Below are 26,692 nucleotides of genomic sequence, written 5' to 3' on the forward strand. Positions count from 1 at the left end.
CGACGTTCCTCCGCGACATCACCGAATGGGGCTGGGACGCAGCGCCACCTCGGAAGGTGCTGTTCCGCGACGACATCCCCAAGCTCCCGCAGGTGTTGCCCCGCTACCTCCCCATCGATGCCGACCGGCGACTCGCCGCCGCTTTGACCGAGCATCCCGACAACGAGCTGGCCGCACTGGCGCTGCGGCTGCAACGCGCCTGCGGGCTGCGGATCGGGGAACTGCTCGACCTCGAACTGGACTGCGTCCACGAGCTCGATGGGAACGGGGCATGGCTGAAGGTCCCGCTCGGCAAGCTCGCCACCGAACGCATGGTCCCCCTCGATCCTGAGACTCTCGAGGTGATCGACCGGGTCACCCAGATCCGCTCCCACGGCAGACCACTCCCGCACCCCCGCTACCGGCGACCCGCGCAGTTCCTATTCACCTACCTCGGCCGCAGACTCACACAGCGAGGCGTCCGCCGCGAGCTCGACCACGCCACCGAAGTCGCCGGGCTCGGGCACGTCACCTCCCACCAGCTGCGACACACCTACGCGACCGCACTGGTCAACGCCGGCGTCTCCCTGCAAGCACTCATGGCACTCCTCGGCCACCAGTCCGCGGAGATGAGCCTCCGCTACGGGCGCCTGTTCGACCACACCGTCCGCACCGAATACGAACGCGCCCTCGACCTCGCGAAACAGAACACCACCACCGCCGCTGCCGGAGACGCGGGCGGGCGCACCCAGCTGCCACTCACGGCCATCACCGGCGGACGCGACTGGAAAGACGCCCCGCTGCTGAAGTCCCGCATGGCCGGCGGATTCTGCCTCCGCGCCCCAGCGCAGGGAGCATGCAGCTACGCGAACATCTGCGAACACTGCCCGTCCTACCGATCCGAACCCACCTCGCTGCCGATCCTCGCCGCGCAACGCGTCGACGCCGACGCTCTCGCCCGCGACGCGGAACAACGAGGATGGATCGACGAGGCAGACCGCCACCACAAGCTCATCGCCCGCCTCGACGCACTCATCGCCGACACGGAGACACAAACCGGATGACCAGCACCACGCTGCACCAGATCGAACGAGCCTGCGCCGACCTCGCCCGAAACGGCCACGCCATCACTATCGCCGCGGTCGCCGAACACGCCGGGATCTCCCGGTCCACGATCTACCGTAACCCCACACTCCGCGCCATCATCGAGCACCACCAGCAAACCACCCCGGACGGCAGCATCACCGCGCTCACCGACGAGCTCGCGACCCTCCGGCAAGCCGTCCAGACCCTCGCCGACACCGTCCGCCACCACGACGCGCAACTCCGCCGACTCACCAGCGGCTGACCGCATTACCCGGCCAAACCCACCACCAAGGCCGATTAGCCGGATAAGCCTACGACAACGCGCTCATGGAGTCCACGATCGGGTTGTTCAAGACCGAGGTGATCCACCGGCGCCGCTCGTGGTCGTCGCGGCAGCAGGTCGAGACCGCGACCGCGGAATGGGTGACCTGGTTCAACCACGAGCGACTGCACTCCTCAATCGGGCACCGACCACCGATCGAGTTCGAAACTGAATACCATCGACTTCACGCCCAGGAACCCCTGGCCGCGTGAGAGAAAAGCCTCCATGGAACCCAGGGCGGTTCAAATCCCCCGCCGGTTCCACCACGATCCGACGGGTCCGTACCGCGGCCTGGTGACGCTCGGTCAACGTGGGGGCGGTTTCCCTGTCGATCAGACGGCGTAGGGCACGCCGGAACGACCCCACCGGCAACGACTCCGCCAACCCCAACGCCCGCCCCACCAACCGCCCCGCAACCTCGGGGTCGAGGACGTCCAGGTCGTCGACGAGGATCTCCGCGTGACGGACCGTCACACCCGCACGAGACAGCGACTCCAACACGGCCGGGTACGAGTGCACGAGGGACTCTGCGCGAGCGAGCATCATGCCCGCGGCGTTTTCCGTGATTCGCAGAGCCGACGCGAGTTCGAGGCGCAGAGACCGCATCACCAACTCCCGCGACCCACCCCCATACCGGGACACATCATCCAGAGCTTCCAGACGCAGGTCATCCACCCTGGCGAACCGTTGCGCAGCGAACACCGCCTCCAAATCAGCAGCCTCCAGCACCAGGGCCACAGCATCAGGACGCGGCGGAACCCACCCCGCCACCTCGGCATCCCACTCCCGAACATCACCCTCAGAGACGAACGCGTCGGCATCCGGACCTTCGGACCACTGACCCGAATCACCCGCACCGACTGCTTCCATACCCCGACACTACGAGGGGGGTCCGACATTGACTCAGCTCGTCATCCACATCGAACCGAGCGTGTTACCGACGCGTCAGTCCACTCGGGCAGACGCCTGTCTAACCGGCTCACCGGAGTGGGGGTGGCTGGTACTACGGTGATCGACATGACGGCGTCCCTCTCCCCCGACCAGGCGCGCGGGTTGCGCCACCGGGCCCAGCTGCTCGGCGGCTCGGTCCTCTCCCCGCGGGAGGTGGTCGACCGCGCGGTCGCCCTGCAGGGCCAGGATCTTCCGGCAGTGTTGCGTGCGATCGCACTGCGGTCGGCCCCGGGGACCACCGTCGACGATGTCCGCGCCGCATTCGACAGCGGCGCGTTGGTGCGGTCCTGGCCCATGCGCGGAACACTGTTCGCGACGACCCCCGAGCACTTGGCGTCGCTCCTCGCCCTGACCGGGACGAGAACGCTGCAGTCGATGGCGCGGCGCCGGGAGCAACTCGACCTGGACGACGCCACGATCGATCGTGCGCACGATGTCGCCGTCGCGGCGCTCGAGACCGCGCCACTGCGGCGCGCCGACGTCCTTGCCACGTGGGAGGACGCCGGGATCTCGACCGACGACGGGCGCGGTTACCACCTGCTCGTCCACCTGTGCGTCAGCGGACTGGCGCACTGGGGCGCGTTCACTCCTGACGGCTCTGAGCAGCTCCTCACGCGCACGGCGACCCAGCGTGACACCGACACGGATGCCGCACTCAGCCGTATTGTCGCGGGCTATGTCGCCGCGCGGGGCCCGGTGACCCTCGACGACCTGGCCTGGTGGACGAAGCTCCCTAAGACGGGCCTGCGCGCCGCCGCGGCATCCGTCGACCGCATCGAGCTGGGGCAGCTCGGCGAGAAGCCCGTATATCTGGATGCCGCGGCATCCGCGTCAGCCGACTCGAGCTGGCAAGAATCTGCTGAAACGGTGACGCTCGTTCCCGCGTTTGACGAGTGGATCCTCGGTTATGCCGACCGGTCGCTCGAGGCCTCGGACGCGATGTTCGACGCTCTCGTTCCCGGCAAGAACGGAGTCTTCCGCCCGGCAGTCCTCGTCAACGGCGTCGTGGTCGGCACATGGCGCTTCTCAGCGCCCCGAGGCGCGAAGAGCCGGGCTCCGGTGGTCGAACTCCTCGAGCCTGTCAGCGATCGGGCCGCACGGCTCATCGAAGACGCGCTGAGCACCTGGCCACACGACTGACGCGACGCTGGCCGCGGACGTCAGAGCAACGGGCGGGCGTGCCAGATGCGGTCGAGGTAGTCGCGCATCGAGCGGTCGGATGAGAAGAACCCGCAGCGGGCGATATTGAGGATCGCCGATCGGGTCCAGGCATCCTGGTCCGCATATGCCAGGTCGACCTGCGTCTGCGCCTCGATGTACGAGGCGTAGTCGGCGAGCACCATGAACCGGTCGTCGTAGAGCAGATTCGACACGATCGGCTCGAAGACCGTGCGGTCACCGCCCGAGAACGCGCCCGAGGCAATGAGGTCCATGGCGGCACGCAACTGCGGGTCGGCCTGATAGAAGTCAGCGGGCTTGTACCCCTTCGCCCACAGCGCCTCGACCTCGGGCTCGGTCATGCCGAACAGGAAGAAGTTGTCGTCGCCGACGAGCTGGCGGATCTCGACGTTGGCGCCGTCGTCAGTACCGATCGTCAGCGCACCGTTGAGGGCCAGCTTCATGTTGCCGGTGCCCGATGCTTCCTTGCCGGCGAGCGAGATCTGCTCCGACAGGTCGGCGGCCGGAATGATGCTCTCGGCGAGCGTGACGTTGTAGTTCGGCGGGAAGACCACCTTCAGGCGCCCCTCAACCCGCGGGTCGTTGTTCACGACCGACGCGACCGAGTTGATGAGGTGGATGATGCGCTTGGCCATCGCGTATCCCGGAGCAGCCTTCGCCCCGAAGATAAAGGTGCGCGGCTGGATGTCGGCGGCCGCGACCGTGCCCGAGATGATGCGCTCGTACTCGGTGACGATGTGCAGCACCTTGAGGGTCTGGCGCTTGTATTCGTGGAGGCGCTTGACCATGACATCCAGCAGATGCGTGTCGTCGATGGTGACGCCGTCTCGGCGCTGCAGCACGTCGCTCAGGCGCCGCTTGTTGGCGGCCTTGACTGCAGCGAACCGCTCACGGAACTCGGGGTCTTCGGCGAGCGCCTCGAGCCCGCGCAGTCTCTCGAGGTCGACGGTCCAGCCGGCACCGAGCGCTTCGGTGATGAGGCTCGCGAGCGACGGGTTCGCGAGTCGGATGAACCGCCGCGGCGTGACGCCGTTGGTGACGTTCGTGAACTTGTCGGGGTACATCTCGGCGAACTCGTGCAGCACCTTGTCGCGAAGCAGCTGCGAGTGAAGCTCCGCGACACCGTTGACCTTCGCTCCCGCGACGGTCGCCAGGTAGGCCATTCGCACGGAGCGATACGGGTGCTCACCGATGATCGACATGTTGCGAATGCGCATCATGTCGTCACCGAACCGCTCCCGCACCTCTTCGAGGAACTCGTCGTTGATGCGGTAGATGATCTCGAGGTGTCGCGGCAGCAGCCTCCCCAGCAGGTCGACCGACCACACTTCGAGGGCCTCGGGCAGGAGCGTGTGGCAGGTGTAAGCGAAGCACTTCTGCGTGATCGCCCACGCGTCCTCCCACTCCATGCCGCGCTCATCCACCAGCACGCGCATGAGCTCGGGCACGGCGATGACCGGGTGGGTGTCGTTGAGCTGGAAGATCACGCGGTCAGGCAGGTTGTTGAGGTCGAATCCCTCGAGCAGCACGTTGTCGAGGAAATCGTTGATGGATGCCGCGACGAAGAAGTACTGCTGCTGCAGGCGCAGCTCCTTGCCCTGGGGCGTCGAGTCCTCGGGGTAGAGCACCTTCGAGATGTTCTCGGCGAAGGTCTGTGCGCGCACCGACTCCTCGTAATCGCCGGAGTTGAAGATGCGCAGATCGAAGGCGTTGGTCGCAACCGCGCGCCACAGACGGAGCGTGTTGACGCGACCGTTGTGGTAGCCGGGAACCATCATGTTGTACGGCACCGCGAGCACGTTCCAGTCCGGAATCCACCGTGTACGAGTAACGCCGTTGTCGTCGTACGTCTCGGTGCGACCGCCGAACGAGATCGTCTGCGCCGCCTCGGGGTGCGGGAACTCCCACGGCGAACCCATGCGCAGCCAGGCATCCGGCTGCTCGACCTGTTCGCCGTTGACGAAGGTCTGCCGGAAGATGCCGTACTCGTAGCGGATGCCGTACCCGATCGTCGGCACGCTCATCGTGGCCAGCGAATCGATGAAGCAGGCAGCGAGGCGCCCGAGCCCACCGTTACCCAGGCCCGGTTCGACCTCGACCTCGCGCATGTCGTCCATCGAGATACCGCACTGCGCGAGCGCCTCCGTGGCGATCTCGCCCAGGCGCGCGGCGAGCAGATTGTTATCGAGCTGTTTGCCGAGCAGATACTCCGCCGACAGGTAGCAGACCGTCTTCGCCTGCTGCTCGCGCTGCCGCGTCTGGTCTTCGAGCCACCGCGCCATGAGGTAGTCGCGCACCGTGCCCGCGAGCGCCAGGTACTGGTCGTTGGCATCGGATGCCGACAGCGAGACGCCCTGATCGAAGTTCAGGTTCGCGAGGAACTGCTTGACGAATCCGTCTACCGACGCGGGCGGTGCGATGACGGGAGCGAGAGCGAGCGGGTGCGTGGGACGCAGGGTCGCGTCGGAGTTCTGTGTGTCGGGCACGTCACGACGATATCGAGTCCGGCGGGGTGAATCATCCTCATTCACCGATCGCCATACGAGGTTTACACACTCGTCACGAATCGGGCGCGGCACGCGATCCGAGCGGGCCGTTTGCAGGATCAACGCGGCTCTGCGGCGCTTAAGCTGAGCGGATGAAGCCGTTCATCCTGCTGGCGACCCGCGCCGAGGACGGTCCGGCCGATGAAGAGTACGAGCTGTTCCTGCGCTACTCCGGTCTCGCGGAGTCCGAGCTGCGACGGGTGCGGCTCGAAGCAGGCCCCATGCCCGAGATCGACCTCGATGATCTGTCGGGCATCTTCGTCGGCGGCGGGCCGTTCAATGCCTCCGACCCGATCGAGCAGAAGTCAGCGGTGCAGCGGCGCGTCGAGGCCGAGTTTGATGCGCTCCTCGACGAGGTCGTCGCGCGGGACTTCCCCTTCCTGGGGGCCTGCTACGGCGTCGGCACGGTCGGGGCTCACCAGGGTGCCGTTATCGACCGCACCTACGGCGAGCCGGTCGGTGTCGTCGAGGTGTCGCTGACGGATGCCGGAATCGCCGACCCGCTGCTGGCCGGCATCCCGGCCCGCTTCGACGCCTTCGTCGGGCACAAGGAAGCCATGCGTTCGCTCCCCGCCTCGGCGACGCTGCTTGCGTCATCCGCCTCGTGCCCGGTGCAGATGTTCCGGGTGCGCGAAAACATCTACGCGACGCAGTTCCATCCCGAGCTCGACGTGAACGGCATCACGTCACGCATCCACGCATACACCGACTACGGCTACTTCGCGCCGACCGAGGTGCACATTCCACTGGCGGCAGTCCGGGAACGGGAGGTGCTGCATCCGAGTCGGATGCTGCGCACCTTCGTTGAGCGCTATGCCCACTGACCGGTCCCGATGGGGCCAGTGGGCGCACATTGGCTCTACTCGCCGGGTGACCTGATCGGTTGAATGGGCGCCAGCCGTCACGAAAGAGGAGAGCGATGCAGGATGCTTCGGTCGTCGTGGTCCCGGGGCTCGGCGGTTCATCAGCCGACCACTGGCAGTCGATCTGGCAGGAGCAGCATCCGGCGTGGGTGCGCAGCTCTCCGGCATCCTGGGACGAACCCGACGTCGACGACTGGGACCGTGCCGTCGGCACCGCCGTGCAGTCAGCCGGCGAGCCGGTGGTTCTCGTCGCGCACAGCCTCGGGTGCCTCACCGCACTGGCGTTCGCAGCGCACTCGCCCGAGCGCGTGCGCGGTGTCTTTGTCGTCGCCCCGCCCGATCCTGATGCGGCCTCGTTCCCTACCGAGGTGTTGAGCTTCGCGACTGCCACCGCGACCCTTGCTCCCCTGCCGATTCCGACGATGGCGGTGACCAGCACGACCGACCCGTATTGCTCCGCCGACCGCTCCGCCGACATCTGTCGGCGCTGGGGCGCGCGTCAGGTCGATATCGGCGATGCCGGACACATCAATGTCCTCAGCGGCCACGGTCCGTGGCCCGAGGGACTCGACCTTCTTCGCGGCTTCATCCGTGACCTCGAGGGCAGGCGTTGATGTCGGCGTCGTTCGATCAACTCACGTCAGAGCTCGTCTCGGCGGCGACTGGCCGGGCCGAGCTGGTCGCGGCGCTGCGCCCGCCGCGCGGTCCAGTGACCTTGCCGTCGCCGCTGCCCGTCGACGAACTTGCTGTCGCAGCGGTCGGCACCGCATCGGTTGCCGCTACCTCCCTGGCGCACGCGCGCAGCGCTGGCCGCGAAGCCGACGCGGCGAGCCTCGGCCCCGTCGTTCTCGACGGACCGCGCCTGACTGCTGGCTACCGCAGCGAGCAGGTCTTCATGTGGAACGGCGAGAGACCGGATGCCTGGGCTCCGGCATCCGGGTTCTTCGAGACATCCGACGGGTGGGTGCGGACCCACGGGAACTATCCGCACCACGGCGCTGCACTGCGTCGGATGCTGGGCCTCGAAGCCGAGGCGGGCAAGGACGCGATAGCCGCCGCACTGCGGACGGCGACCGCCGCGCACTGGGAAGACCGCGCGGCCGCCGAAGGAGCGATCGTCGGCCGCGTCCGCAACGAAGAGGAGTGGCACGCGCACCCGCACGCCCATGCCGTGCGCGCGCGCCCGCTCGTCCGGCGCGATGTCGCTGAGACGGGAGCGCCCCGACTTACGGAGTCGACATCACCACTCCCCCTCGCTGGCCTCCGGGTGCTCGACCTCACGCGCGTCATCGCCGGACCTGTCGCGACCCGCACCCTCGGCCTGTTCGGGGCCGAGGTGCTGCGCATCGACAGCCCGCACCTTCCCGAGATCGAGTGGCAGTTTCTCGACACCGGCCAGGGGAAGCGATCAGCGCTGCTCAATCTCGCAGATCCGGACTCCCGCGACGCGCTGCATGCGCTTCTGGCGCAGGCCGACGTGCTCGTCACCGGCTACCGTCCCGGAGCCCTCGCCCGTTTCGGGCTCGACCCGGCGAGCGCCCGCGAGCGGTGGCCGCACCTGATCACGGCGACCGTCGACGCGTGGGGTCCGGGCCCGTGGGAGCAGCGACGCGGCTTCGACAGCATCGTGCAGGCGGTCTCGGGCATCGCGATGCTGCACGGCACGGATGCCGCCCCCGGCGCACTCCCGGCGCAGGCCCTGGATCACACAGCGGGCTACCTGCTCGCGGCATCCGTCATGAGCGCGCTCGAGGTCCGTCACCTCACCGGTGCGGTGTCGCACGTCGGGGTCTCACTCGCCCGGGTGGCGCAGACGCTGCTGGATGCGCCGCGCTCACCAGCACCATCGTCGACTCCCGTATCGGATGAGACGTGGCGCGAGCAGACTGTCGAGCTTGCGGTGGCAGGCGGCGGAAGCATCCGATGCGCCGCGCCCGCGCCGGTCTGCGACGCATGCCCGGTGGAGTACCCCACAAAAGTCGCTTCCTACGGTTCGTCGGCGGCTGCCTGGTAGCGTGCCGCCCGGATGAGGTCGGCCGAGTGAGTCAGATGCGCCCGCACCGCCTCTCCCCCGGCGCGCTGAATCTCGGCGAGATAGGCAGTGTGCTCCCGGGCGAGCGAACCCGCTGGATAGTCGGGTCGGACGTGGGTCAGGAGCAGCAGGATCTCGGACTCGAGCTGCCGATGCGCCTGCGCGATCCGCGGACTGTCGGCTGCCTCAACGATCAGCCGGTGCACCTCGGCATGGGCGCGGGTCGTCGCCAGCCAGTCGCCGGATGCCTCCGCCAGCGCGAGCCGGTCGATGGCCTCCGTCACGGGACGAGTTACCGCATCCGGCCATGACGCGCCATGCGTGGCACTGAGCTGCCGCACCGCTTCTGCCTCGAGCGCGCCCCGCAGCTCTTGGAGCGCTTCGACCGCATCGTTGTCGAGGTTTGCGACGCGTGCTCCGCGATAGGGCTCGATCGTCACGAGACGTTCGGCCGCAAGCGTCTGCAGCGCAGCGCGCACCGTGTGCCGGGACGCACCGTACCGCTCTGCCACGTGCTCCTCTCGCAGCGGGGCGTCCAGGCCCAGCTCGCCCGACAGGATGCTGGCGCGCAGCGTCTCGGCGAGGGCGGCAGCCTGCGTCGGTCCCGGGTCGCTCTCACGCCGGCGCGGAGACATCCGTCTTCTCCTTCCGTGCTCCTGGCAGTGAGAGCACCACGAGTCCCGCGGCGAGCACGACAAGTCCGATCGCCGATGCTGCGGTGAGCTGCTCGTGAAGCACCCATACGCCGAGCAGTGTCGCCCCGAGCGGCTCCGCGAGGGTGAGCGTGGCAACCGTGGTCGGGGCGAGCCGCCGCAGGCCCCACCCGAACAGCAGGTACGCGATCGCCGTGGTCACAACACCGAGCCACAGCGCGAGCGCAAGGCCCGCGGGTGTCAGCAGCCACGCGGGCGAACTTGCCAGCAGAACCGGCAGGCTCACGATCGCTGCGACCCCGAAGACGGTGCCCATCGCGGCCTGGAAGCTCCAGCCGCGATCCATCAGCAGCTTGCTCGCCAGCGCATAGAGTGCGTACGAGGCTCCCGCAGCAAGTGAGGCAAGGATGCCAAGTGGTCCTACCCCCGCCGCGCCGGCTCCGCCCACCACGCCAGATACGAGCACGACACCGACCAGCGCGATGCCCGTGGCAACGCCCCACCGCACGTTCGGCATCCGTCGACGAATGAGCGCGTCGAGGATTCCCGTCACGATCGGGGCGGACCCCAAGGCGATGACCGTGCCGACTGCCACGCCGATGAGGCGGGTACCGGCGAAGAAGGTCGGCTGGTAGGCAAGGACCCCCGCGGCGCCGACCGCCACGATCACCCACGCCGGTGCGCGGCGGGCAGCAGCAACCGCGGAGGACGCCGTGGGCGGCATCCGTGGCCGGGCAACCAGCGCGATCGCACCGAGAATCCCGCCACCGATGAGGATGCGGGCGGCACCGACCGACAGCGGGGATGCATCGACATCGGCGAGCGCCTGTGCCGTTCCCGTCGTCGCGAAGCACAGCGCGGCAAGCAACACAGCGATCACTCCGGGCACGGGAACATTGTTACACAATGTTCCCGTGCTGCGGCCGGTTCGGCTCCGGCTGCCCCTAGAAGCTGGCTGCGCGGGCCGCCTGGGACGTCGGGGCGTCCGGGTCGGAAGCCAGGGGCAAGACGGCTTCAAGGACGACATCGGTTCCCGACTGCAGGATTCGCGTATTCGGTCGGCGCGTTCCGAGACCGGATGCTCGTCGCTCGGCGGCAGGAAGTGTGCCCGGCGAGGCGACCGTGACGACCAGGCGATCATCACGCGGGACGGCAAGCGAAACGGTGGCTTCCCGCGCTCCCGAGTGCTTGACCGCGTTGACGAAAGCTTCGGTGACCGCCTCGGCAGCCAGCTCGTCTGTCTCGCGATCGCCCAGCGCCGCAGCGGCCGTGGCCGAAACCGTGTAGGAGATGTCGAGGACCGCACGCCACGCTGAGATGACGCGATCGAGGGAACCGAGGGGACCGTGCAGCGACCCGCGATCCACGTCCCTCTCGCTGACCGGCCCCTGCAGTCGATAAAAGGCGGCATCCGTTCGCGCACGGAACTGGGCGACCTCGCTGACGGTGGGCTGTCGTTCATCGGCCTGCGCGGCAAGGATGACGCACTGACCCTGCACCCCGCCATGCAGGATGCCGACCGCATGGCGCAAGGGATCCGATGCCCGAGCGCTCTCGCGTGCCACGTCTCGTGCCGCGGCCGCAAGCAGACCCTGCGAGATTGCCGCAGCCAAACGCGCCTCGCGCAACGCGTCAGTACAGACGGATACCGAGATGGCTAGACCCGGGACGGCAACGATGCCGACGTATGCCACCAGGCCGATGTCGGGCAGCAGCGTCACCGAGAGCGCTGCGACAGCACACCCAGCCAGTACCCAGAGGAGCAGGAACAGCACGGGCCGCCAGCGCGCACCGGGCTGGGGAAGCAGCCGGCGGCCAGCGAAACCCGCGGCCAGGTCGATGGCCAGCAGACCAATCACCCCGAGAATCCCGACGCGCAAGCCGCCCTGCATGATCGAGAACGGAAGAGTTGCCACCGCATAGATCGCCGAAACCATCAGGAGCGGCGGGTTTGCCAGTCGTTCCGAGATCGTGCGGGGCCGTAGGGCGGATACCGTCACCGGACCAGGAACCGGAGCCGAGGCATCCGTTGCATCAGCGCGCGCCTCGAGCAGGTGACTCTCGTGCCGTACCTCTTCGGCGTAGGCGCGCACGCTGTCGAAGTCGACGGGGCGAGCCAGCAGCACGTTGCGGGATGCCTGGAGTCTGCGCACAGTCGCGGCGAGCACCTCGCCAACCTCGTCAGCCTGAATTCGCGCCCGCTCGAGGCTGGCACGCATTGGAGCCAGCGCTCGTTCGAGGCGCGCGTTGATCGCTCGCCGGCGGGCGTATTCCGAGAGCGTGATGCTGACGAGCGAGAACAGGGCAATCCCCGAAACGATGTTTGTGACCACACGCGGGAGGAAAACGCCAGCTGTTGCGACGTCCCACATCCACCGAGAGAGGACGTCGTTCAGCGGTGTCCGGATGATACAGATCGCCAACAGCGTCGTCAGAACCGCAGCACCGCGGGCAGGTCGCGAGCGCCAGCGGCGTTCTGCGACCGCAGCCGGCAGGGCGAGAATCGCCAGCACGATCCACCCGACCACACCAATCACCATGGCCTGCAGGTAGCCCGTTACCGAGGCGCTGTTCACCGTCGGTACACCCACGATGGCAGCGAGCACGAAAGAGAGGAACGCGCTCCAACGGTTGTAGAAGGAGCCGTCGGTGACGGCGCGCCACCAGATCTCGGCGACTCCCGTCACCCGCAGACGCTCCCACACCTCGATCACCTTGCCCCAGATTCAGACAACCGTATCCCGCCGTGGGTGAAACGCGTCAGGTACCTTTGGCCCTACCCCACGAAAGAGCAGTATCCGCGATTGTCAGGACGAGGATTGCAGTCGCGTAAACGACGAGATCCCGCGGGTCGAAGACGGTCCCGAGGACGAGCATCGCGGGAGGGAACGCGTTACCCGCGGCGAGCGGAATACCGGTGAGCTGGAACAGCTCGATACCCGCGCACCAGACGAGGCCTATCGCGCCGACGAGGAGCGGATGCCGTCGCGGGATGATCAGGGCGACGAAGGCATACACGGCAACCGCGTACAGCGCGTCTCCCGCGATGTCGGTAGCTGCCGTGTCGGGAAGGAGGACGTGAACGGCAAGCCCCGCCACGACGACCGTGAGCAGCGCCACGAGTGACCCGATCCGGCGGACGCTGGGTCGGCTTCGCTCCGTGACATCCGCCATGCCCCTACCGTATGTGCGGCGGCTGGCCGCCGCCTGCTCGTCTCGCGAACCTCACACGATGGTCGTCAGCACTCCCCCGTCGGCACGCAGAGCTGCTCCGTTTGTAGCAGACGCGAGCGGGCTCGCAAGGTACGTGACCAGCGACGCGATCTCGGTCGGCTCGATGAACCGCTCGAGCAGAGTCGTTGCGTTCTGGCCGATCACGGCATCCTTCACCGCATCGACCGGTGCGCCCTGGGTCCGCGCAATCTGCTCGATCGCCTCGGCCACACCGTCGGAGTAGGTTGGGCCGCCCAGCACCGTATTCACCGTCACGGCGGTGCCGCGCGTGCGCTTGGCCAGGACGTTGCCGAGGGCGATCATGGCGGCCTTCGTGACGCCGTAGTGGATCATGTCGGCGGGCACCGAGACGCCCGAGCCGAGCGCCGATGGCGCGACGGTGAGCGTACTGCGACAGGGCGACCGCCACGAGCGAAAACATGACGAAGCCCGAGACAATGTTGGTGGCCGAACGTGGGCCGAACGCGCCTGTGCTGGCGATACCCCACACTGCGATTGCGAGCGCGTCATTCAGAGCAGCGCGGATCGCTGTCACGACGAGCAGTGCCGCGAGCACGAGGACTCCGCGCGCCGTGCGCGAGCTGAGCCGTCGCTCTGCGATGGCCGCCGGGGCGACGATCACCGCCAAGATGAGCCATCCGAGCGCAGCCACCACGACTGCCTTCGCGTAGCCCTCGATCGACGCGTTCTGCAGCGTCGGCACACCGACAACGGTCGCGGCCACGAATGACAAAGCCGCGCTCCACCGGTTGTAGAACGCACCACCGGAGACCGCATCCCACCAGATGCCTGCTGCCTGTCCCACGTGACCACGCCCTCGCGGATTCACTCGTGTCGCCTCCCCAACCCACCACGCTATCGCGGGAGCGCGGAGATTCCGTGGGAAGCAGCCGATATCGCGGGATGCCGCGGGAACGCAGCAGCTTGCGAGGACAATGGCGACGACGACGGACGGGGATCATCGACTGACGATCCCCGCCCGTCATCGTGATCAGCTGAGCCCGGAGGTGATCACAACACGCGTCACCGTCGGGTCCTTGAGCAGTTCATAGCCCGCCTCGACCCCGTCGAGCGCGATCTCGCGCGACATGAGGTCGTCGAGGTTGAAGCGGCCCTGAAGATAGAGGTCCGCATACAGGGGGATGTCGCGCTTGGGGGTCGTCGAGCCCATGTAGACGCCTTCGATTCGCTTCTGCGTGCCGATCAGCCCGACCGTCACGAGAGGGAGAACCGCCGTGGGGTCGATGATTCCGATGAGGTAGAGGCCGCCGCCCATCCGGACCATCTCGAGCCCGCTTGCGGTGACCGCCGGGATGCCGACGAAGTCGAACACCGAGTGTGCACCGAGGCCCCCAGTGATCTCCTTGACGGCCGCTACCGCGTCGACCTTGGCCGAGTTGACAGTGTGGGTGGCGCCGAAGTGCTTCGCCTTCTCGAGCTTGTCATCCGCGACGTCCACGGCGATGATCGTGCTCGCACCGGCAGTGATGGCCCCGTTGATCGCATTGAGGCCGACTCCGCCCGCGCCGATGATGACGACAGTGTCGCCCGGCTTCGTGTTTGCGGTGTTGATGACGGCGCCCGCGCCGGTGACGACGCCGCAACCGAGCAGCGCGGCCTGGGGGAAGGGCACCGCGTCGTTGACCTTCACGAGCTGGTTCTCGTGGATGAGGGCCTGCTGCGCGAAGCCGCCGAGGCCGAATGCCTGCGCGACCGGCTGACCCGCGGCATCCGTGATCCGGGGAGCGTCGGCCGCCGAGCGGAGGGTCTCCTCCGGATGGATGCACTGGAACGTGCGTCCCGTCAGGCATGCCTCGCAGTGGCCGCACGACTGCACGAGGCATCCGACGACGTGGTCGCCGGGGGCGAACTCGGTGACGTCGGGGCCGACCGCGGAGACCACTCCGGCGACCTCGTGACCGAGCACCATGGGCGGCTCATAGCCGATGTTGTTGCGCGAGGCGGTGAGATCGGTGTGGCAGAGGCCCGACGCCTTGACGTCGACGAGCACCTCCCGGCCGATCGGGGCAGCGATGTGCACGTCTTCCGCGACGAAGCCCGCGCCGATTTCGCGTACGAGTGTGGCTTTCATTGTCATTCCTTCTTCTTCTGGTGCGACGCGAGGTCACGCGTCGAGGCGGACATCGTGGTCAGCGATGCTCGCCGATACCTGGCGGCAGCAGTCGCGTCAGGTGGTCAATGAGGGCATCGTCGGTCATCTCGAGCTCGCCCGTAAGCCAGGCATCGATGAGGCCGTACGCGGCCCCGGCGATGTAGCGCGCGGTGGGTTCGAAATCCAACCCCGCCGGAATGGTCACCTCGCGCGCGAGCCATTCCTCGATGACAGCAGCCAGCGCACGCACCCCCGACAGATACATGTCCTTAGATACGGGTAGTGCTGCGACCGCCGCACTGAGGCCCCGGTTCTCGACAAAGTGCGCGACGAGCCGGCGCTGTGCGTCTCGCAGCGCAGCGGCGGAGTCGCGGGCCTCTTTCGCGTACAGCTCACTGATCGTGGCGAAAGCCTCCTGGTGGAGAGCCAAGGCGAGTTGGTCGAGGCTCGCGTAATGGCTGTAGAAGCTGGCGCGGCTGATACCGGCCGCGCGCACGATAGCGGCGACCGTGATCTCATCCCCCTGTCGCGATAGCTCATGTACTGCGTCAGCAATCGCGGCACGCGTACGGGTCACGCGTGGGTCGCTCGAACGGTCGAGTGTTCGTCGAAGAGCTTGCGTCGGGGTGCCGTCATCGTGCACGACAGAATCGTACATCTCATGGACGCATGTCCAGAAGATCGCCAGCAGGATGTTGCTCACACCCCACAGGGCGTAACATTTCGTAACGCAACGAGTTCCTCGGCGTGAGCCGTTCAGCAATGACAACGAGAGCACGGGAGACCGAGATGGACACGATGGAGATGATGAAGTCCATGTCCATGGACGACATGCCCCAAGGCATGACCATGGACATGGATGCGATGCAGGAGTGCATGCATGCCATGAACGCTTGTTCGATGGCGGCAGCGATGTGCGCCGGCAGCGACATGATGAAGGGCGCCGAGATGGCTGCCTGCTGCGCGATGTGCTCAAACATGGCGGAGATGGCCCAGGCGACGATGCACATGATGATGCGCCCGGCCGGTATGGACATGATGGTGATGCAGGCCATGATGACCGCGTGCATGACCATGGCGAAGGCGTGCTCGGCAGAGTGCAAAATGCACGCCGACATGGACGAGATCTGCCGCTACTGCGCCATGGCGTGCGACGACATGATTATGAAGTGCGAAGCGATGATGGCCTCGATGGCTGCCTGAGGGCGAGCCAGATAGGTCTTACGCGGGGCGCGCCGTCGTCGTGACGACGCTGGCGCTCAAAAGCTCCGCAACCGGGTGATAGGCCACCGGTTCACCTGCAACGAGTTCCACGGCAGGGCCTACCACCCGGAGCCTCAGGGGTGCGCCGGTCAGGAGCGCGATCGTCACCTCGGTGCCGGACGCATCGGTCACGAGCCCATCCGTCCAAGCCGAGGGGTTCGCGGAAGCCATCGCCCGCTGAATCGGGAGGACTGTCGACGAGATGGTGCGGGACATGGCTTCACCTGCTTTCGGGTTGCGGTGAGACGACGCTACGCGACACGGGCAACGACCCGCAGCCCGCGTGACACAGTGCGTAACAGCCCGACCGTGGTGCGATCTCGGCGCACTGGCCCGGATCGTTGTCGACAGAGGAGAAGTCTCGGCGTCAGAGACCACACGACGTCAACCAACGTGGCAACGGTCGAGACAGATGAGCGGCGTGCCGCTGAAGAACTGCGTGAGCTGCTCTCGGCCCGGGCACGCGATATGGCGGCATCCACGACCCCGAAGACCAGGATCGTGCTCGCGTAGATCACGAGGTCACGTGGGTCGAAAACGGTGCCGAGCACGAGCATCGCAGGGAGGAAGGCTTCACCCGCCGCGAGGGGGACACCGGTGAGCTGGAAGAGCTCGACGCCGATGCACCACGCGAGTGCGATGGCACCGACCAGGAGCGCAGGCCGCCGCGGGATGATCAGGATGACGAACGCATAGACCGCCGCCGCATACAGAGCGTCGCCGGCGATGTCGGTACCTGCCGTATCGGGCAGCAGGAAGTGAACACCCAGTCCTGCCCCGATCACCATGAGCGTGGTCACGGTTTTCTCCCTCGCTCAGGTACCCCAAGGGGGTATGTCTACGAGGATCAACACTATACCCCCCATGGGTATTCCCGCATCAACCGGATCGATCCTGACGACCGACAGTCGTGCGGCAGGAGCCAGCACACGGGAGGAACGACTCAGCCGATCCGCTCAGCCCGCAACACGACATCCTCGACGTGGTGCCCGCTCACCGCGCCCGCCGGACGCGGCCGCGTCTCGTGCACCTCAATGCGCCACCCCTCGGATGCGGCGAGCGCGGCAGCGATCGCGGTGACGCCGACGTAGGCATCCGGGTCGAACATCGGTGTGTGTTCGGCCGGATCGAGCCCCTCGCGTGCCCACGCCGTGTCGTGCGAGACAACCAGCAGTATGCCGCCGGGAGCCACCGCATCGAGAAGGCTTCGCACTCCCCTGCCGTCGGGAGTGCGGGCGAACGATCCGTATTGCAGCGAGACGAGGTCGAACGTCTCGTCGCCGTAGGGGTGGATGCCGTTAGCATCCACGTGCCACGTGCGCACGGCCAGTCCCCGACGCCGCGCTTCGTGCTCGACGCGTGCGAGCGCGCGGGATGAGACATCGGATGCCGTGACCTGCCATCCGTTCTCGGCGAGCCAGAGGGCATCCCCTCCCTCGCCTGCGCCGACATCGAGCACGGTTCCCGGGGTGAGCCCGGCGACCTCGGCGACCAGCGTGCCATTCGGGTTGCCGCTCCAGACCTGTTCGCCGCTGTACCGACCATCCCACTCGGTCTCGACACCGGACGGGCGGGCGCGGGCGGCAAGGTCCTCGTCGGCCAGGCTGAAGGCGATCTGCGCGCCGACCATGCTGCCGTTCGCGGCGGCGGGAAGCACCTGCAGGCTCGGGTCGACGACGTTTCCCGCCGCGAAGACGCCGTCCGCTGCAGTTCGGCCCGTGGCATCGGCGACGAGCACCTCACCGAACCCTGTCGCGTGGGGAGTCGCTTCGAGCCCCAGACCGGCGAGCGCTTCGACGCGGGCGTGGAACTTCGCACCGACGAGCACGGCGTCCGCCGCGATGCGCGAGCCGTCGGCAAGATCGAGGCCGAGTGCGCCATCAGCATCCGCCACCCGTGTCACGGTTCCGGCGATCACCGTGACACCGGATGCCTCGAGTCGACGCACGGCCTCGGCATCCACCTCGACGCCATCGTGCAGCACGACGGTGAGGGTGTCGGTGAGGTGGCGCATGAGCGGGGTCGGGTGCAACGCGAGCGGGCTCGTGACGATCTGGACGACGCGCTGATCGCGCACCTCCCAGCCGTGGCAGAACGGGCAGTGGATCACCTCGCGACCCCACCGCTCGCGCAGGCCGTCGATCGCGGGCAGTTCATCGGTGATCCCGGATGCCACGAGCACGCGTCGCGCGAGCAAAACCCCGCCTCCAGAGAGTTCGACGCGGAAGCGCTCCCCGTCGCGGCTAACGGCGAGGACGCGGCCAGACAGGATCTCGCCGCCGTAGGAGCGGACCTCCTCCCGGCCGATCGCCCGCAGCTCGGCGGGCGGCGCCCCTTCGCGCCCGAGGTAGCTATGCATGTGCTCGGCCGGCGCATTGCGCGGTGTGCCATCGTCGACCACGATCACCGACCGGCGCTGACGCACGAGCTGGAGTGCGCCAGCAAGGCCTGCGGCCGAGCCGCCGATGACGGCGACATCGCACCGGCGGATCATCGCGGGACCGTGCGTGTGGTGGTGAGACGAGTCGTGGTTGCCCATGCGTCGAGGGTAGGCCGGTCTGGCGCATAGTGGATGCTAGCTTGCAGTATTCGCAAGAAGAACGGATGCTGGGCTTATGACCAGCACGGATGTCGAAACCCTCGCCCGCATGCGACTGCGCAGCATTCGGACCACCCTCGGGTATTCGCTGGATGAGATCGCCGAGCGCAGCAACCTCAGTGCGTCGACGGTGAGTCGCATTGAGACCGGTAAGCGCGCGCTCAGCATCGACGTGCTGGTGCCGCTCGCGGAAGCCCTGCAGGTGAGCGTCGATGACCTGCTGCGCGCCGAGGATGACGACGATGTCGTCATCCGCCCCACCCAACGCACCGACGGAGCGCGCACGACGTGGGCGCTGAACCGTGTCGATGGCCGCACGATGGCGATGAAGATGCGCCTGGAGCCGGTGTCCGAGATTCCCGCCACGCGCGTGCATCCGGGTTTCGACTGGTTCCTCGTACTCGAGGGGCGGGTGCTGCTGCAGCTCGGCGAGCGGCGCATCGAGGTCGCCCAGGGCGAGGCTGCCGAGTTTTCGACCATGACCCCGCATGCGATCAGCGCGATCGACGAGCCCGCCGAGCTCGTCATGATCTTCGACCGTGAGGGCCAGCGCGCGCACCTCCACCGCTGACATCGCAGCGACGACCGCACGCGGCCGTGCGCGCATGCCGAATCGCGCCGACCCCACGAAGCGACTAGCGTCACACCTATGGCCTCTTCCCTCGAGAACGCGACCGACGAGGCCGAGCCCCTCGCATCCGAACCCACCTTTGCCGAGCTCGGTCTCGACGACACGGTCATGAAGGCATTGAAGGATGTCGGATACGAGACGCCGTCTGCTATCCAGGCCGCGACCATCCCTCCCCTGCTCGCGGGACGCGACGTCGTCGGACTCGCCCAGACCGGCACGGGAAAGACCGCCGCCTTCGCGCTGCCGATCCTCTCTCGACTCGACCTGTCGCAGAAGACCCCGCAGGCGCTCGTGCTCGCACCCACTCGTGAACTCGCTCTCCAGGTCTGCGAAGCGTTCGAGAAGTACGCGTCGCACCTGCGCGGCGTGCACGTGCTGCCGGTCTACGGCGGCCAGGGCTACGGTCAGCAGTTGTCGGCGCTCCGCCGCGGCGTGCACATCGTCGTCGGCACGCCGGGCCGCATCATGGACCACCTCGAGAAGCGCACGCTCGACCTCTCCGAGCTGAAGTACCTGGTGCTCGACGAGGCCGACGAGATGCTCAAGATGGGCTTCGCGGAGGATGTCGAAACGATCCTCGCCGACACTCCCGCGACCAAGCAGGTGGCCCTGTTCTCGGCCACGATGCCCGCGCAGATCCGCCGCATCTCCGCGCAGTACCTGAACGACCCCGAAGAGATCACGGTCAAGACCAAGACCACCACGTCGGCCAACATCACGCAGCGGTACCTGATGGTGTCGTACCCGCAAAAGGTCGATGCACTCACCCGCATCCTCGAGGTCGAGAACTTCGAGGGCATGATCGTTTTCACGCGCACGAAGAACGAGACCGAGACCCTCGCCGAGAAGCTGCGAGCCCGCGGCTACACGGCGGCGGCGATCAGCGGCGACGTCGCGCAGGCGCAGCGCGAGCGCACCGTCAACCAGCTCAAGAGCGGCAAGCTCGACATCCTGGTCGCCACGGATGTCGCGGCCCGCGGCCTCGATGTCGACCGCATCAGCCACGTCGTCAACTACGACCTGCCGATCGACACCGAGTCGTATGTGCACCGCGTTGGCCGCACGGGACGAGCCGGTCGCACGGGTGCCGCGATTAGCTTCGTCACGCCGCGCGAGCGCCGCATGCTGACCGCGATCGAGAAGGCCACGCGCCAGCCGCTGACCGAAATGAAGCTGCCGAGCGTCGACGACGTCAATGCGACGCGCCTAACCCGCTTCGACGACGCGATCACTGCGGCGCTGGCAGACCCCGAACAGATCGGGTTGTTCCGCGACATCGTCGCCCACTACGTCGAGCACCACGATGTGCCCGAGGCGGACGTCGCAGCGGCGCTCGCGATCGTCGCGCAGGGCGATACGCCGCTGCTGCTCGAACCGGATGCCGCCCCCGAGCCGCGGTTCGCGCGCGATTCGCCGGACCGACCCGAACGTGGAGGTCGTGACCGCAACGACCGTTCCGATCGCGGCCCGCGCGGCGGTGGCGGCGCCCGCACGACCTACCGGATATCGGTCGGCCGGCGCCACAAGGTCGAGCCGCGCCAGATCGTCGGAGCCCTTGCCAACGAGGGTGGCCTTCGCCGCGAAGATTTCGGCGCGATCCAGATCCGCCCCGACTTCTCGCTCGTCGAGCTGCCTGCGGATCTCTCGCGTGACACGCTGAAGCGCCTCGAGAACACGCGCATCAGCGGCAAACTGATCGAGCTCAAGCCCGACCGCTTCGGCAACTCGGCTAAGCGCGAAGGCCGCCCGCCGCGCCGCTGAGAGGACGGAGGCACACGATCATGACCCGCCGCAGCCGCTCCATTGCGGCCATCGCGCTCGCGGCAGTCACGACCGGCATCCTCGCTGGCTGCGCTCCCGGCTGGGCGCGAAGTCATGTGTACCTCTCGGACCTTCTGACCAATCCCGATGGCGTCACGACAACGGGAGCCCGAGAGGCAACCGACGAACTGTGTGTTGGGCTCGACGGATGCCTCGAAGCCTGGACCACCGACCAGGCATACTTCTATCGATTCGAGTCGAATGCGCAGGCCGAGCAACTTCTCACGACCGTCACGGATGGATTCCAGTCGGGTCGAATCGCGGTCAGCTTCGATGAGACCGCGCCGAGCGAACAGGTGAAGCAGTGGATGCGTGACCTCGTCGAGGGAGCACACAGCCTGACATGAAACGGCGGAGTCGCGGCATCCGCCCGAGGGTTATTCGCGGATGATCACCGGAGTCCCCAGCGGAAGCGCGGCGAGCGCGTGGGCTGCCGCATCGTCGACGCGCAGGCATCCGTTCGACACCCGACCGGATCGAGTGTCGTGATAGTGGAAGGCGGTGACGGCGACATCGCCGCCGTCGAACCCGTCGAGAGTCGGACTCTGCACCGACAGGTAGGTGATCGGATTGCCCCTCGTGTACGCGAAGGTCGGCTCGGTGCGCACCGTCATGATGAACGAGCGACCGAGGGGCGTCGGGGTCGCCTCCACGCCGGACCCGAAGTCGGCGGCGACGCGCTGTCGGTCATCCCCACGAACGATGTCGATGGTGCGGTCGCCGAGAGAGACCTCGACGGTCGCCTCTTGCGGTGACAACTCGACGTCCTGCGTCCGGAGCCATCCGGTGAGTTGCCCGGGGTTTCCTCCGGATGGATAGGCCTGGCGGCCCACGAGCATGACCTTCACCCACGCGTCGTACTGCTCGATCACCGGCACCACGGTGCCGTCGTAGTAGTAATCGCGCGGAAGGGACGCCACCGGAGCGCCACCGGGCTCGGCAAAAACGGGGGCCGCGGCGCCTGTCGCGCGAGCGGCGATCCCGGTCAGCCCGCCGAACGGATCGTCGTCGACGGGCAGCTCGGGAACAATAGCGAAGACGGTGATCTCAGGGAGTCCGGCGAGGTCGTAGTCGGTCGTGTCCGCGGCGGGCCCGATCAGTGTGGGTGTCGGTGTCGGTGTGGGCTCGACGGTCGCCGTGGGTGTGGGGCTCGGCGCTGCCGCGGGCGGTTCGCCCCGCCCCGCCGCAACGATCCATGCGATTAAGAGTGCCGCCGCGGCAAGACCACCGACGACGGCGAGCGCTATCCATCCCGCCTTCCGTCGGCTGAGCGCTCGCGTCGTGGCCATGGGTCCATCGTCGGCGCCGAAGAGAAGGTCCGCAAGCGTCGATGCCTCTTCAACGTATGGGGGAACTGTGCGTAGGGTGAGCGCATGAGCCGCGTCACCAGGATCACCGTCCGAGCGGTCGCCGGCATCGCCGGTCTCGGTCTCGGCATCAGCCTCATCACGGGGTGCGCCGCCGCGTCAGGACTGCTCACGACATCCCCGGGTGAGACGGATGCAGCGCCCGCAAGCACAGGTGCCCTCACGGAGTCGACGACGCCCTCACCGCCCAGTGGACCAGATATGCAGACGATCGATGGCCACACGTTCTCTGCGATCGGCCCCGGAGACTGCGCAACCAACGCGATGATCGCTATCGACCGGGAAGGGCCGGGGAAGCTCCTCGGCGAGCTGACCGACATGGGAGCGTCAGAGTACGCATCCGGTCCGGTGGGCTACGACGAAAAGGGGAAGATCGAGACGTACACGGTCCAGCCTGGCGACGCACTAGCCGCCATCGGCGAGCGCTTCTGCATCGACTACATCACCGTCGGGGTCTACAACCACCGAATGCCTCCAGGAAAGACGATCCAGCCCGGAGACATCCTGGTGCTCCGACCGGACCCGACCGCGACGTGGTCACCCGACGACGGGTACGCACCCCCGGCACCCTAAGCGCCGCACGGAGGGCGATCGCGTTTCTGTGACGCTAGCCCGTCAACACACGCCATACGGATCGGGATGCGCCCCACCGCCACTCCACACGCCGCTGCGCGGCGCGCCGAGCCTCCGGCGGCGTGGGCCCACCTGAATCCGCTCGCGGGAATGCGAAAAGGGCCCGCCTGTGGCGGACCCTTTTGCATTCCGGTCGACCTTGTTTATCTCTGTTCCACAAATTCGGAAACAGGGGTCACGACGGCCGCGATGCGCCGAATCCTGCGCGATTCCGCGGATGTTCGAACCCCTGGCGAGACCACCGCTACGCGCCGGAAGTGGACGCGATTGAGCGATGAGGCCCGCGCTGCAGTGATCGAGCGATACGAAGCGGGCGAGACTTCGACGGCCCTCGCGGAAGCGTATGGCGTAGCGAAGTCCACGATCCTCGGCATCCTGCGGACGAACAGTGTGGTCGTGCGACGGCAACCGCTGACACCGGAGCAGGTGAGTGAGGCGGCCCGGCTGTACAACTCCGGGCTGTCGCTCTCGCAGGTTGCGGAGCGGCTTCGGGTGAATCAGGAAACGATGCGCGTCGCCTTGTTGAAGTCGGGCGTCGCACTTCGCCTCCCCACCGGCCATGACTGCTAGCGCGTCGTCAGAACCCGTACTTTTCCTTGCGGAGCTTGAACGCTGTCTCTCCGCCCTCCATAACGCGGGTGATCGCGTCGCGAACCTCCGGCTGGTCAATCGCACCACTGGCCCTAATGGTTCCAGCCGACTGGTCTCCAGCGGTGGTGTAGCCACACACTAGTACCAGGTCAGCGTCGCCGTTGACGACAAGGTTGGCGTTGTGACTCGCGAGGATCAGCTGGCGACGCCCCTTCGCTGCCCAGATCTTCGCCACGATGTGTTGCACAGTCTCGCTATCGAGATCTTCCTCCGGCTGGTCGATGAGGAGTGGCATTCCGTCTTGCGTCAGCAGGGTCGTCAGGAGTGCAGTGGCCTGCTGTCCCGCAGACGCTGAGCTGAACGGAATGTACGTCCCGGGCTTGCTCTGGTACTCGAAGACAGGCTGGTCCACGAGCGGCGTGAGCGAGAGATCCAACCAGCCTTCAGGGGTGATCTTCGGCTTGATGCGCTGAAGGTCCTGCACTGTCAATCCCAGCCGACTGAGTGTGGGGGTCATTTCTGATGTGAGTTCGGCGTCGGGACCGAGCAGCATGACGAGCTCGAGTTCCGCCAGAATCGCCTCCCATGTCACAACCGGCTCTTTGTCGGTCGTGAGTAGGTCGAACAGGTTCTCGATCTTGTTGCTACGCAATCCGGACCCGGTGACGAGACCTCGGAATTTGGCCTGTGCCTCGGCGAAGTTGTGCCCGACCTCAAGTGATGCGCGTATCAGTTCGTCCGAAGCGGCGGATAGAGCGACACATTGTGCCTCGAGTGCCGCGGACCGCTCGCGGTTTAGATCTCGAAGCTCTTCGCGAAGGTGATCGTGTTCAGCAGCCGGATTCCCGAGTCGCCCGTGCTCGAGTTCCTGCCTTCTCAAGAGATCGGTCGCGGACTTGATCTGCCCTTCCAGTTCGGCGAGCTGCCGGAGCTTGACTTCGTGGGCGGTCGACCGCTCCTTTACCGCGCTGTACTTCTCATTGAATGCGGTCAGTTGGTCGCTGATGGACCCAAGGCGTACATCGATCGCTCCGGCAGGCGCGGTGGCGAGCGTCAAGCCATCGCCTGTTGCTCGAAGTGCAGTCTCAGCCTCTCGGAGCGCTTGGTGGATCGCCGCCACGGCAGCATCCAGTTCGGCTCTCAGCTCCTCGGGTGCATCTTCGGGCGCAACTACTTGATTGACGGTGCTCTCGAACGATGACCTGACGGCTTCAACGCCCTGTTCGAGCGTCGAGAGCTGCTGGCGCCATGCCTCCACAACTGTCGCCGCATGGTCGTGGCCAGCTTTGTGGTTGAGCAACGTCCGATCGGCTTCGCTCAGCCCGGTGAGGCCATCACGCAATGCCTGTGCCTGGCCAGTGAGCGATTTGATGCGCGCCCGAGATTGCTCGGCCTCCCGTGCAACACTCCGGTGTCGCTGCAGAGTGCCGTAGTTCTCGCGCAACCGGCCTTGGATCTCGACATGGCGTCGGTCGATATCTTCCAGTTGCCGGAGGATCGGTGCCTCAAGAAAACGAGTTAGCTCATCGAGACGGATTGCCACGCTGGATAGCTGCTTCTGGCTATACGCCTGAATTGGTAGTAGCCGCTGCACGATCGTCTCGTGAACGGTCTCGAAGTCTCCATCACCGACCTGGAGCTCGAACTCACCACTCTTGGCGTGCCTGCGCACAACGTGCGGAACGTCGTTGATGACGAGGTGTACCTCGACCACTGCATCGTACGGAACGAGCGTCGCGTTGATGAGGCGTCGTTGCCGCGCACGTGGATCTACGAGTTCGTCATCCTCCCCGGTGTTCGCAACCTGATCGCCGAGCGCCCATCGAATGTAGTCGAGCACCGAAGACTTCCCGGTTCCACGTCCGCCAATGAGCGCGGTGTACTGCGGGTTCAGGCGTGAATCGAGTCTCCCCATGAACTTGCTCTGAGACACCACGACGCGCGAGATCCAGACGTTCGGGACCGCGGGCTCGACCTGCGAGATTCGAGACTCGCGGGCGAGGCTCGCTTGCCGTAGCGCTTCCGCCGTGGGACGGGACCACTTCACCCACGTCGCTGTGCTGCCGAGTTGGGCAAAGTCAGATGTTCGCGAGTCAGACGTCTGGAAGAGAGCGATGGCCCGATCGCCCCAGTTCTTGTCGAGCCCGTCGAGGATTCGCGCCTCGCCGACCTTCTTGTCGAGGATGGAGATCGAGCCGTCAAGATACCCGCCCACACAGACGGAGAAAGCGTCCTTGTACTTGTCCTGGAAGGACTCACGAAGGATCGTCTTGTGACCCTTGGGCGTGACGTTGGGAAGCAGTATGTAGCGGCCCTTCAGCCACGGCTTCATGTCTAGCTGTGCACAGATCGTCGTAAAGGTGTCGGAGTTCGGAAGCACGGTGGTCGAGGGAAGGGTGGTAGCCGCCGGGTCGAAAGGTTCATGATGAAGCGCCTTCAGCACGTCATCAAGTCGATCGATTGGGAAGTCGGCGTCGAGGATCAAGATCGCTTGACACGGCAGCGCAAGAGTTAGCTCGAGCGCGGGAAAGACAACGAGACGTTCCTTCTCGGGGACCGGCGCACCCATGCTGTCTAGTTCGTCAATTGCGGCCTGCCGGACGTAGGGGTACATCGCGAAGTCGTGGTGATCTGAGATCGCAACTGCGTTCAGTTGCTTCGCGCGTGCTGCCTGTACGAAGCTCGCGGCCCATGCTGCGCGCTCTTCTTCCGTCGTCGGGCGCGGCCCGTCCCAGTTCGTATCGCGCGGCGTGTGGACCTGGAAGTCCGCCCGATAGTAGTGCGTGCCGTCGTCTTGCAGGTCGATTCGATTCACTTGCGTCCCCATGC

The 26,692-nt window shown here is 66.6% G+C and carries 26 protein-coding genes and 1 pseudogene; 13 read left to right on the top strand and 14 right to left on the bottom strand.

Annotated elements, in window-relative coordinates:
* The 3 genes and pseudogenes from AB0O89_RS08425 to AB0O89_RS08435 all read left to right on the top strand — a co-directional run.
* A partial coding sequence (locus tag AB0O89_RS08425; RefSeq protein ID WP_363496237.1) for a site-specific integrase occupies positions 1–1,043 on the top strand: 1,043 nt, incomplete at its 5' end.
* Positions 1,040–1,327, top strand: coding sequence for a DUF6262 family protein (locus AB0O89_RS08430; protein ID WP_363496240.1), 288 nt, complete (start codon positions 1,040–1,042; stop codon positions 1,325–1,327). The genes AB0O89_RS08425 and AB0O89_RS08430, both read left to right, overlap by 4 nt.
* A 29-nt stretch (positions 1,328–1,356) precedes the next feature.
* A pseudogene (locus tag AB0O89_RS08435) lies at positions 1,357–1,599 on the top strand (integrase core domain-containing protein); the annotation flags it as partial.
* On the opposite strand, the gene AB0O89_RS08440 reads toward AB0O89_RS08435, so the two are convergent.
* A complete protein-coding gene (locus AB0O89_RS08440) occupies positions 1,499–2,257 on the bottom strand; it encodes a hypothetical protein (protein ID WP_363496243.1) in 759 nt (252 codons plus the stop codon). The pseudogene AB0O89_RS08435 and the gene AB0O89_RS08440 overlap by 101 nt on opposite strands.
* 147 nt (positions 2,258–2,404) lie before the next feature.
* Between AB0O89_RS08440 and AB0O89_RS08445 the strand changes: the two genes are divergently transcribed.
* Positions 2,405–3,478, top strand: a complete 1,074-nt coding sequence (locus AB0O89_RS08445; RefSeq protein WP_363496246.1) for a crosslink repair DNA glycosylase YcaQ family protein — start codon at positions 2,405–2,407, stop codon at positions 3,476–3,478.
* Positions 3,479–3,498: 20 nt separating this feature from the next.
* Here AB0O89_RS08445 and AB0O89_RS08450 read toward each other — a convergent pair whose 3' ends face one another.
* Positions 3,499–6,003 (bottom strand): glycogen/starch/alpha-glucan phosphorylase, encoded by a 2,505-nt coding sequence (locus tag AB0O89_RS08450; RefSeq protein ID WP_363496249.1) that lies wholly within the window; start codon positions 6,001–6,003, stop codon positions 3,499–3,501.
* A gap of 152 nt (positions 6,004–6,155) precedes the next feature.
* Between AB0O89_RS08450 and AB0O89_RS08455 the strand changes: the two genes are divergently transcribed.
* The 3 genes from AB0O89_RS08455 (at position 6,156) to AB0O89_RS08465 (ending at position 8,940) form a co-directional block, all read left to right on the top strand.
* The gene (locus AB0O89_RS08455; protein ID WP_363496253.1) at positions 6,156–6,887 is read left to right on the top strand and encodes a glutamine amidotransferase; all 732 of its coding nucleotides are present in this window, start codon (positions 6,156–6,158) and stop codon (positions 6,885–6,887) included.
* Between the two features lie 95 nt (positions 6,888–6,982).
* Positions 6,983–7,540, top strand: coding sequence for an alpha/beta fold hydrolase (locus AB0O89_RS08460; protein ID WP_363496256.1), 558 nt, complete (start codon positions 6,983–6,985; stop codon positions 7,538–7,540).
* Positions 7,540–8,940 carry a CoA transferase gene (locus AB0O89_RS08465; RefSeq protein WP_363496260.1) on the top strand — a complete coding sequence of 467 codons (1,401 nt, stop codon included), beginning with the start codon at positions 7,540–7,542 and terminating at the stop codon, positions 8,938–8,940. Before AB0O89_RS08460 ends, AB0O89_RS08465 begins: the two co-directional genes overlap by 1 nt.
* Here AB0O89_RS08465 and AB0O89_RS08470 read toward each other — a convergent pair.
* The 7 genes from AB0O89_RS08470 to AB0O89_RS08500 form a co-directional block, all read right to left on the bottom strand.
* Positions 8,913–9,593 carry a GntR family transcriptional regulator gene (locus tag AB0O89_RS08470; RefSeq protein ID WP_363496263.1) on the bottom strand — a complete coding sequence of 227 codons (681 nt, stop codon included), beginning with the start codon at positions 9,591–9,593 and terminating at the stop codon, positions 8,913–8,915. The two genes, AB0O89_RS08465 and AB0O89_RS08470, sit on opposite strands and share 28 nt — an antisense overlap.
* Positions 9,574–10,500 carry an EamA family transporter gene (locus AB0O89_RS08475; protein ID WP_363496266.1) on the bottom strand — a complete coding sequence of 309 codons (927 nt, stop codon included), beginning with the start codon at positions 10,498–10,500 and terminating at the stop codon, positions 9,574–9,576. Before AB0O89_RS08475 ends, AB0O89_RS08470 begins: the two co-directional genes overlap by 20 nt.
* Before the next feature lie 55 nt (positions 10,501–10,555).
* Positions 10,556–12,316 (bottom strand): hypothetical protein, encoded by a 1,761-nt coding sequence (locus AB0O89_RS08480; protein ID WP_363496269.1) that lies wholly within the window; start codon positions 12,314–12,316, stop codon positions 10,556–10,558.
* Positions 12,317–12,371: 55 nt separating this feature from the next.
* Positions 12,372–12,785, bottom strand: coding sequence for a DUF2809 domain-containing protein (locus AB0O89_RS08485; protein ID WP_363496272.1), 414 nt, complete (start codon positions 12,783–12,785; stop codon positions 12,372–12,374).
* A gap of 51 nt (positions 12,786–12,836) precedes the next feature.
* A complete protein-coding gene (locus AB0O89_RS08490) occupies positions 12,837–13,355 on the bottom strand; it encodes an SDR family oxidoreductase (RefSeq protein WP_363496275.1) in 519 nt (172 codons plus the stop codon).
* Positions 13,356–13,836: 481 nt separating this feature from the next.
* On the bottom strand, positions 13,837–14,943 hold the full coding sequence (locus AB0O89_RS08495; RefSeq protein ID WP_363496278.1) for a Zn-dependent alcohol dehydrogenase: 1,107 nt from the start codon (positions 14,941–14,943) through the stop codon (positions 13,837–13,839).
* A gap of 52 nt (positions 14,944–14,995) precedes the next feature.
* Positions 14,996–15,601: a TetR/AcrR family transcriptional regulator gene (locus AB0O89_RS08500; RefSeq protein WP_363496280.1), complete on the bottom strand. Its 606-nt coding sequence runs from the start codon at positions 15,599–15,601 to the stop codon at positions 14,996–14,998.
* A gap of 146 nt (positions 15,602–15,747) precedes the next feature.
* Here AB0O89_RS08500 and AB0O89_RS08505 point away from each other — a divergent pair, with 146 nt between their 5' ends.
* A complete protein-coding gene (locus tag AB0O89_RS08505) occupies positions 15,748–16,161 on the top strand; it encodes an aldehyde dehydrogenase (protein WP_363496283.1) in 414 nt (137 codons plus the stop codon).
* 18 nt (positions 16,162–16,179) lie between these two features.
* Here the strand turns inward: AB0O89_RS08505 and AB0O89_RS08510 are convergent, their stop codons facing one another.
* The 3 genes from AB0O89_RS08510 to AB0O89_RS08520 form a co-directional block, all read right to left on the bottom strand.
* A complete protein-coding gene (locus AB0O89_RS08510) occupies positions 16,180–16,437 on the bottom strand; it encodes a nuclease (protein ID WP_363496286.1) in 258 nt (85 codons plus the stop codon).
* 35 nt (positions 16,438–16,472) lie between these two features.
* Positions 16,473–17,021: a DUF2809 domain-containing protein gene (locus tag AB0O89_RS08515; protein WP_363496289.1), complete on the bottom strand. Its 549-nt coding sequence runs from the start codon at positions 17,019–17,021 to the stop codon at positions 16,473–16,475.
* Positions 17,022–17,164: 143 nt separating this feature from the next.
* Complete coding sequence (locus AB0O89_RS08520; protein ID WP_363496292.1) at positions 17,165–18,760, bottom strand: bifunctional NAD(P)/FAD-dependent oxidoreductase/class I SAM-dependent methyltransferase; 1,596 nt, start codon at positions 18,758–18,760, stop codon at positions 17,165–17,167.
* Between the two features lie 76 nt (positions 18,761–18,836).
* On the opposite strand from AB0O89_RS08520, the gene AB0O89_RS08525 reads away from it, so the two are divergent.
* The 3 genes from AB0O89_RS08525 (at position 18,837) to AB0O89_RS08535 (ending at position 21,619) form a co-directional block, all read left to right on the top strand.
* The gene (locus tag AB0O89_RS08525) at positions 18,837–19,391 is read left to right on the top strand and encodes an XRE family transcriptional regulator (protein WP_363496295.1); all 555 of its coding nucleotides are present in this window, start codon (positions 18,837–18,839) and stop codon (positions 19,389–19,391) included.
* Positions 19,392–19,469: 78 nt separating this feature from the next.
* Complete coding sequence (locus tag AB0O89_RS08530; protein WP_363496298.1) at positions 19,470–21,212, top strand: DEAD/DEAH box helicase; 1,743 nt, start codon at positions 19,470–19,472, stop codon at positions 21,210–21,212.
* 20 nt (positions 21,213–21,232) lie between these two features.
* Positions 21,233–21,619 carry a hypothetical protein gene (locus AB0O89_RS08535; protein WP_363496301.1) on the top strand — a complete coding sequence of 129 codons (387 nt, stop codon included), beginning with the start codon at positions 21,233–21,235 and terminating at the stop codon, positions 21,617–21,619.
* Between the two features lie 30 nt (positions 21,620–21,649).
* On the opposite strand, the gene AB0O89_RS08540 is transcribed toward AB0O89_RS08535, so the two are convergent.
* On the bottom strand, positions 21,650–22,561 hold the full coding sequence (locus AB0O89_RS08540; RefSeq protein ID WP_363496304.1) for a L,D-transpeptidase family protein: 912 nt from the start codon (positions 22,559–22,561) through the stop codon (positions 21,650–21,652).
* Between the two features lie 84 nt (positions 22,562–22,645).
* Between AB0O89_RS08540 and AB0O89_RS08545 the strand changes: the two genes are divergently transcribed.
* Positions 22,646–23,212 (top strand): LysM domain-containing protein, encoded by a 567-nt coding sequence (locus AB0O89_RS08545; RefSeq protein ID WP_363496307.1) that lies wholly within the window; start codon positions 22,646–22,648, stop codon positions 23,210–23,212.
* A gap of 327 nt (positions 23,213–23,539) precedes the next feature.
* Positions 23,540–23,842, top strand: a complete 303-nt coding sequence (locus AB0O89_RS08550) for a hypothetical protein (RefSeq protein WP_363496310.1) — start codon at positions 23,540–23,542, stop codon at positions 23,840–23,842.
* Between the two features lie 7 nt (positions 23,843–23,849).
* Here AB0O89_RS08550 and AB0O89_RS08555 read toward each other — a convergent pair whose 3' ends face one another.
* Positions 23,850–26,690 carry a TrlF family AAA-like ATPase gene (locus AB0O89_RS08555; protein WP_363496313.1) on the bottom strand — a complete coding sequence of 947 codons (2,841 nt, stop codon included), beginning with the start codon at positions 26,688–26,690 and terminating at the stop codon, positions 23,850–23,852.
* Positions 26,691–26,692: the final 2 nt, after the last annotated feature.

It is taken from the genome of Microbacterium sp. NPDC076895, from assembly GCF_040687115.1.
Classification (GTDB): Bacteria; Actinomycetota; Actinomycetes; order Actinomycetales; family Microbacteriaceae; genus Microbacterium.

Excerpts from the sequence above, each read along its gene's own strand:
- AB0O89_RS08455 (WP_363496253.1), top strand. The coding sequence starts at position 6,156 with ATGAAGCCGTTCATCCTGCTGGCGACCCGCGCCGAGGACGGTCCGGCC.
- AB0O89_RS08510 (WP_363496286.1), bottom strand. The coding sequence starts at position 16,437 with ATGTCCCGCACCATCTCGTCGACAGTCCTCCCGATTCAGCGGGCGATG.
- AB0O89_RS08555 (WP_363496313.1), bottom strand. The coding sequence starts at position 26,690 with ATGGGGACGCAAGTGAATCGAATCGACCTGCAAGACGACGGCACGCAC.
- AB0O89_RS08490 (WP_363496275.1), bottom strand. The coding sequence starts at position 13,355 with ATGACGCGCTCGCAATCGCAGTGTGGGGTATCGCCAGCACAGGCGCGT.
- AB0O89_RS08460 (WP_363496256.1), top strand. The coding sequence starts at position 6,983 with ATGCAGGATGCTTCGGTCGTCGTGGTCCCGGGGCTCGGCGGTTCATCA.
- AB0O89_RS08540 (WP_363496304.1), bottom strand. The coding sequence starts at position 22,561 with ATGGCCACGACGCGAGCGCTCAGCCGACGGAAGGCGGGATGGATAGCG.
- AB0O89_RS08430 (WP_363496240.1), top strand. The coding sequence starts at position 1,040 with ATGACCAGCACCACGCTGCACCAGATCGAACGAGCCTGCGCCGACCTC.
- AB0O89_RS08545 (WP_363496307.1), top strand. The coding sequence starts at position 22,646 with ATGAGCCGCGTCACCAGGATCACCGTCCGAGCGGTCGCCGGCATCGCC.
- AB0O89_RS08525 (WP_363496295.1), top strand. The coding sequence starts at position 18,837 with ATGACCAGCACGGATGTCGAAACCCTCGCCCGCATGCGACTGCGCAGC.
- AB0O89_RS08520 (WP_363496292.1), bottom strand. The coding sequence starts at position 18,760 with ATGGGCAACCACGACTCGTCTCACCACCACACGCACGGTCCCGCGATG.
- AB0O89_RS08470 (WP_363496263.1), bottom strand. The coding sequence starts at position 9,593 with ATGTCTCCGCGCCGGCGTGAGAGCGACCCGGGACCGACGCAGGCTGCC.
- AB0O89_RS08505 (WP_363496283.1), top strand. The coding sequence starts at position 15,748 with ATGGACACGATGGAGATGATGAAGTCCATGTCCATGGACGACATGCCC.
- AB0O89_RS08495 (WP_363496278.1), bottom strand. The coding sequence starts at position 14,943 with ATGACAATGAAAGCCACACTCGTACGCGAAATCGGCGCGGGCTTCGTC.
- AB0O89_RS08535 (WP_363496301.1), top strand. The coding sequence starts at position 21,233 with ATGACCCGCCGCAGCCGCTCCATTGCGGCCATCGCGCTCGCGGCAGTC.
- AB0O89_RS08465 (WP_363496260.1), top strand. The coding sequence starts at position 7,540 with ATGTCGGCGTCGTTCGATCAACTCACGTCAGAGCTCGTCTCGGCGGCG.
- AB0O89_RS08445 (WP_363496246.1), top strand. The coding sequence starts at position 2,405 with ATGACGGCGTCCCTCTCCCCCGACCAGGCGCGCGGGTTGCGCCACCGG.
- AB0O89_RS08530 (WP_363496298.1), top strand. The coding sequence starts at position 19,470 with ATGGCCTCTTCCCTCGAGAACGCGACCGACGAGGCCGAGCCCCTCGCA.
- AB0O89_RS08485 (WP_363496272.1), bottom strand. The coding sequence starts at position 12,785 with ATGGCGGATGTCACGGAGCGAAGCCGACCCAGCGTCCGCCGGATCGGG.
- AB0O89_RS08440 (WP_363496243.1), bottom strand. The coding sequence starts at position 2,257 with ATGGAAGCAGTCGGTGCGGGTGATTCGGGTCAGTGGTCCGAAGGTCCG.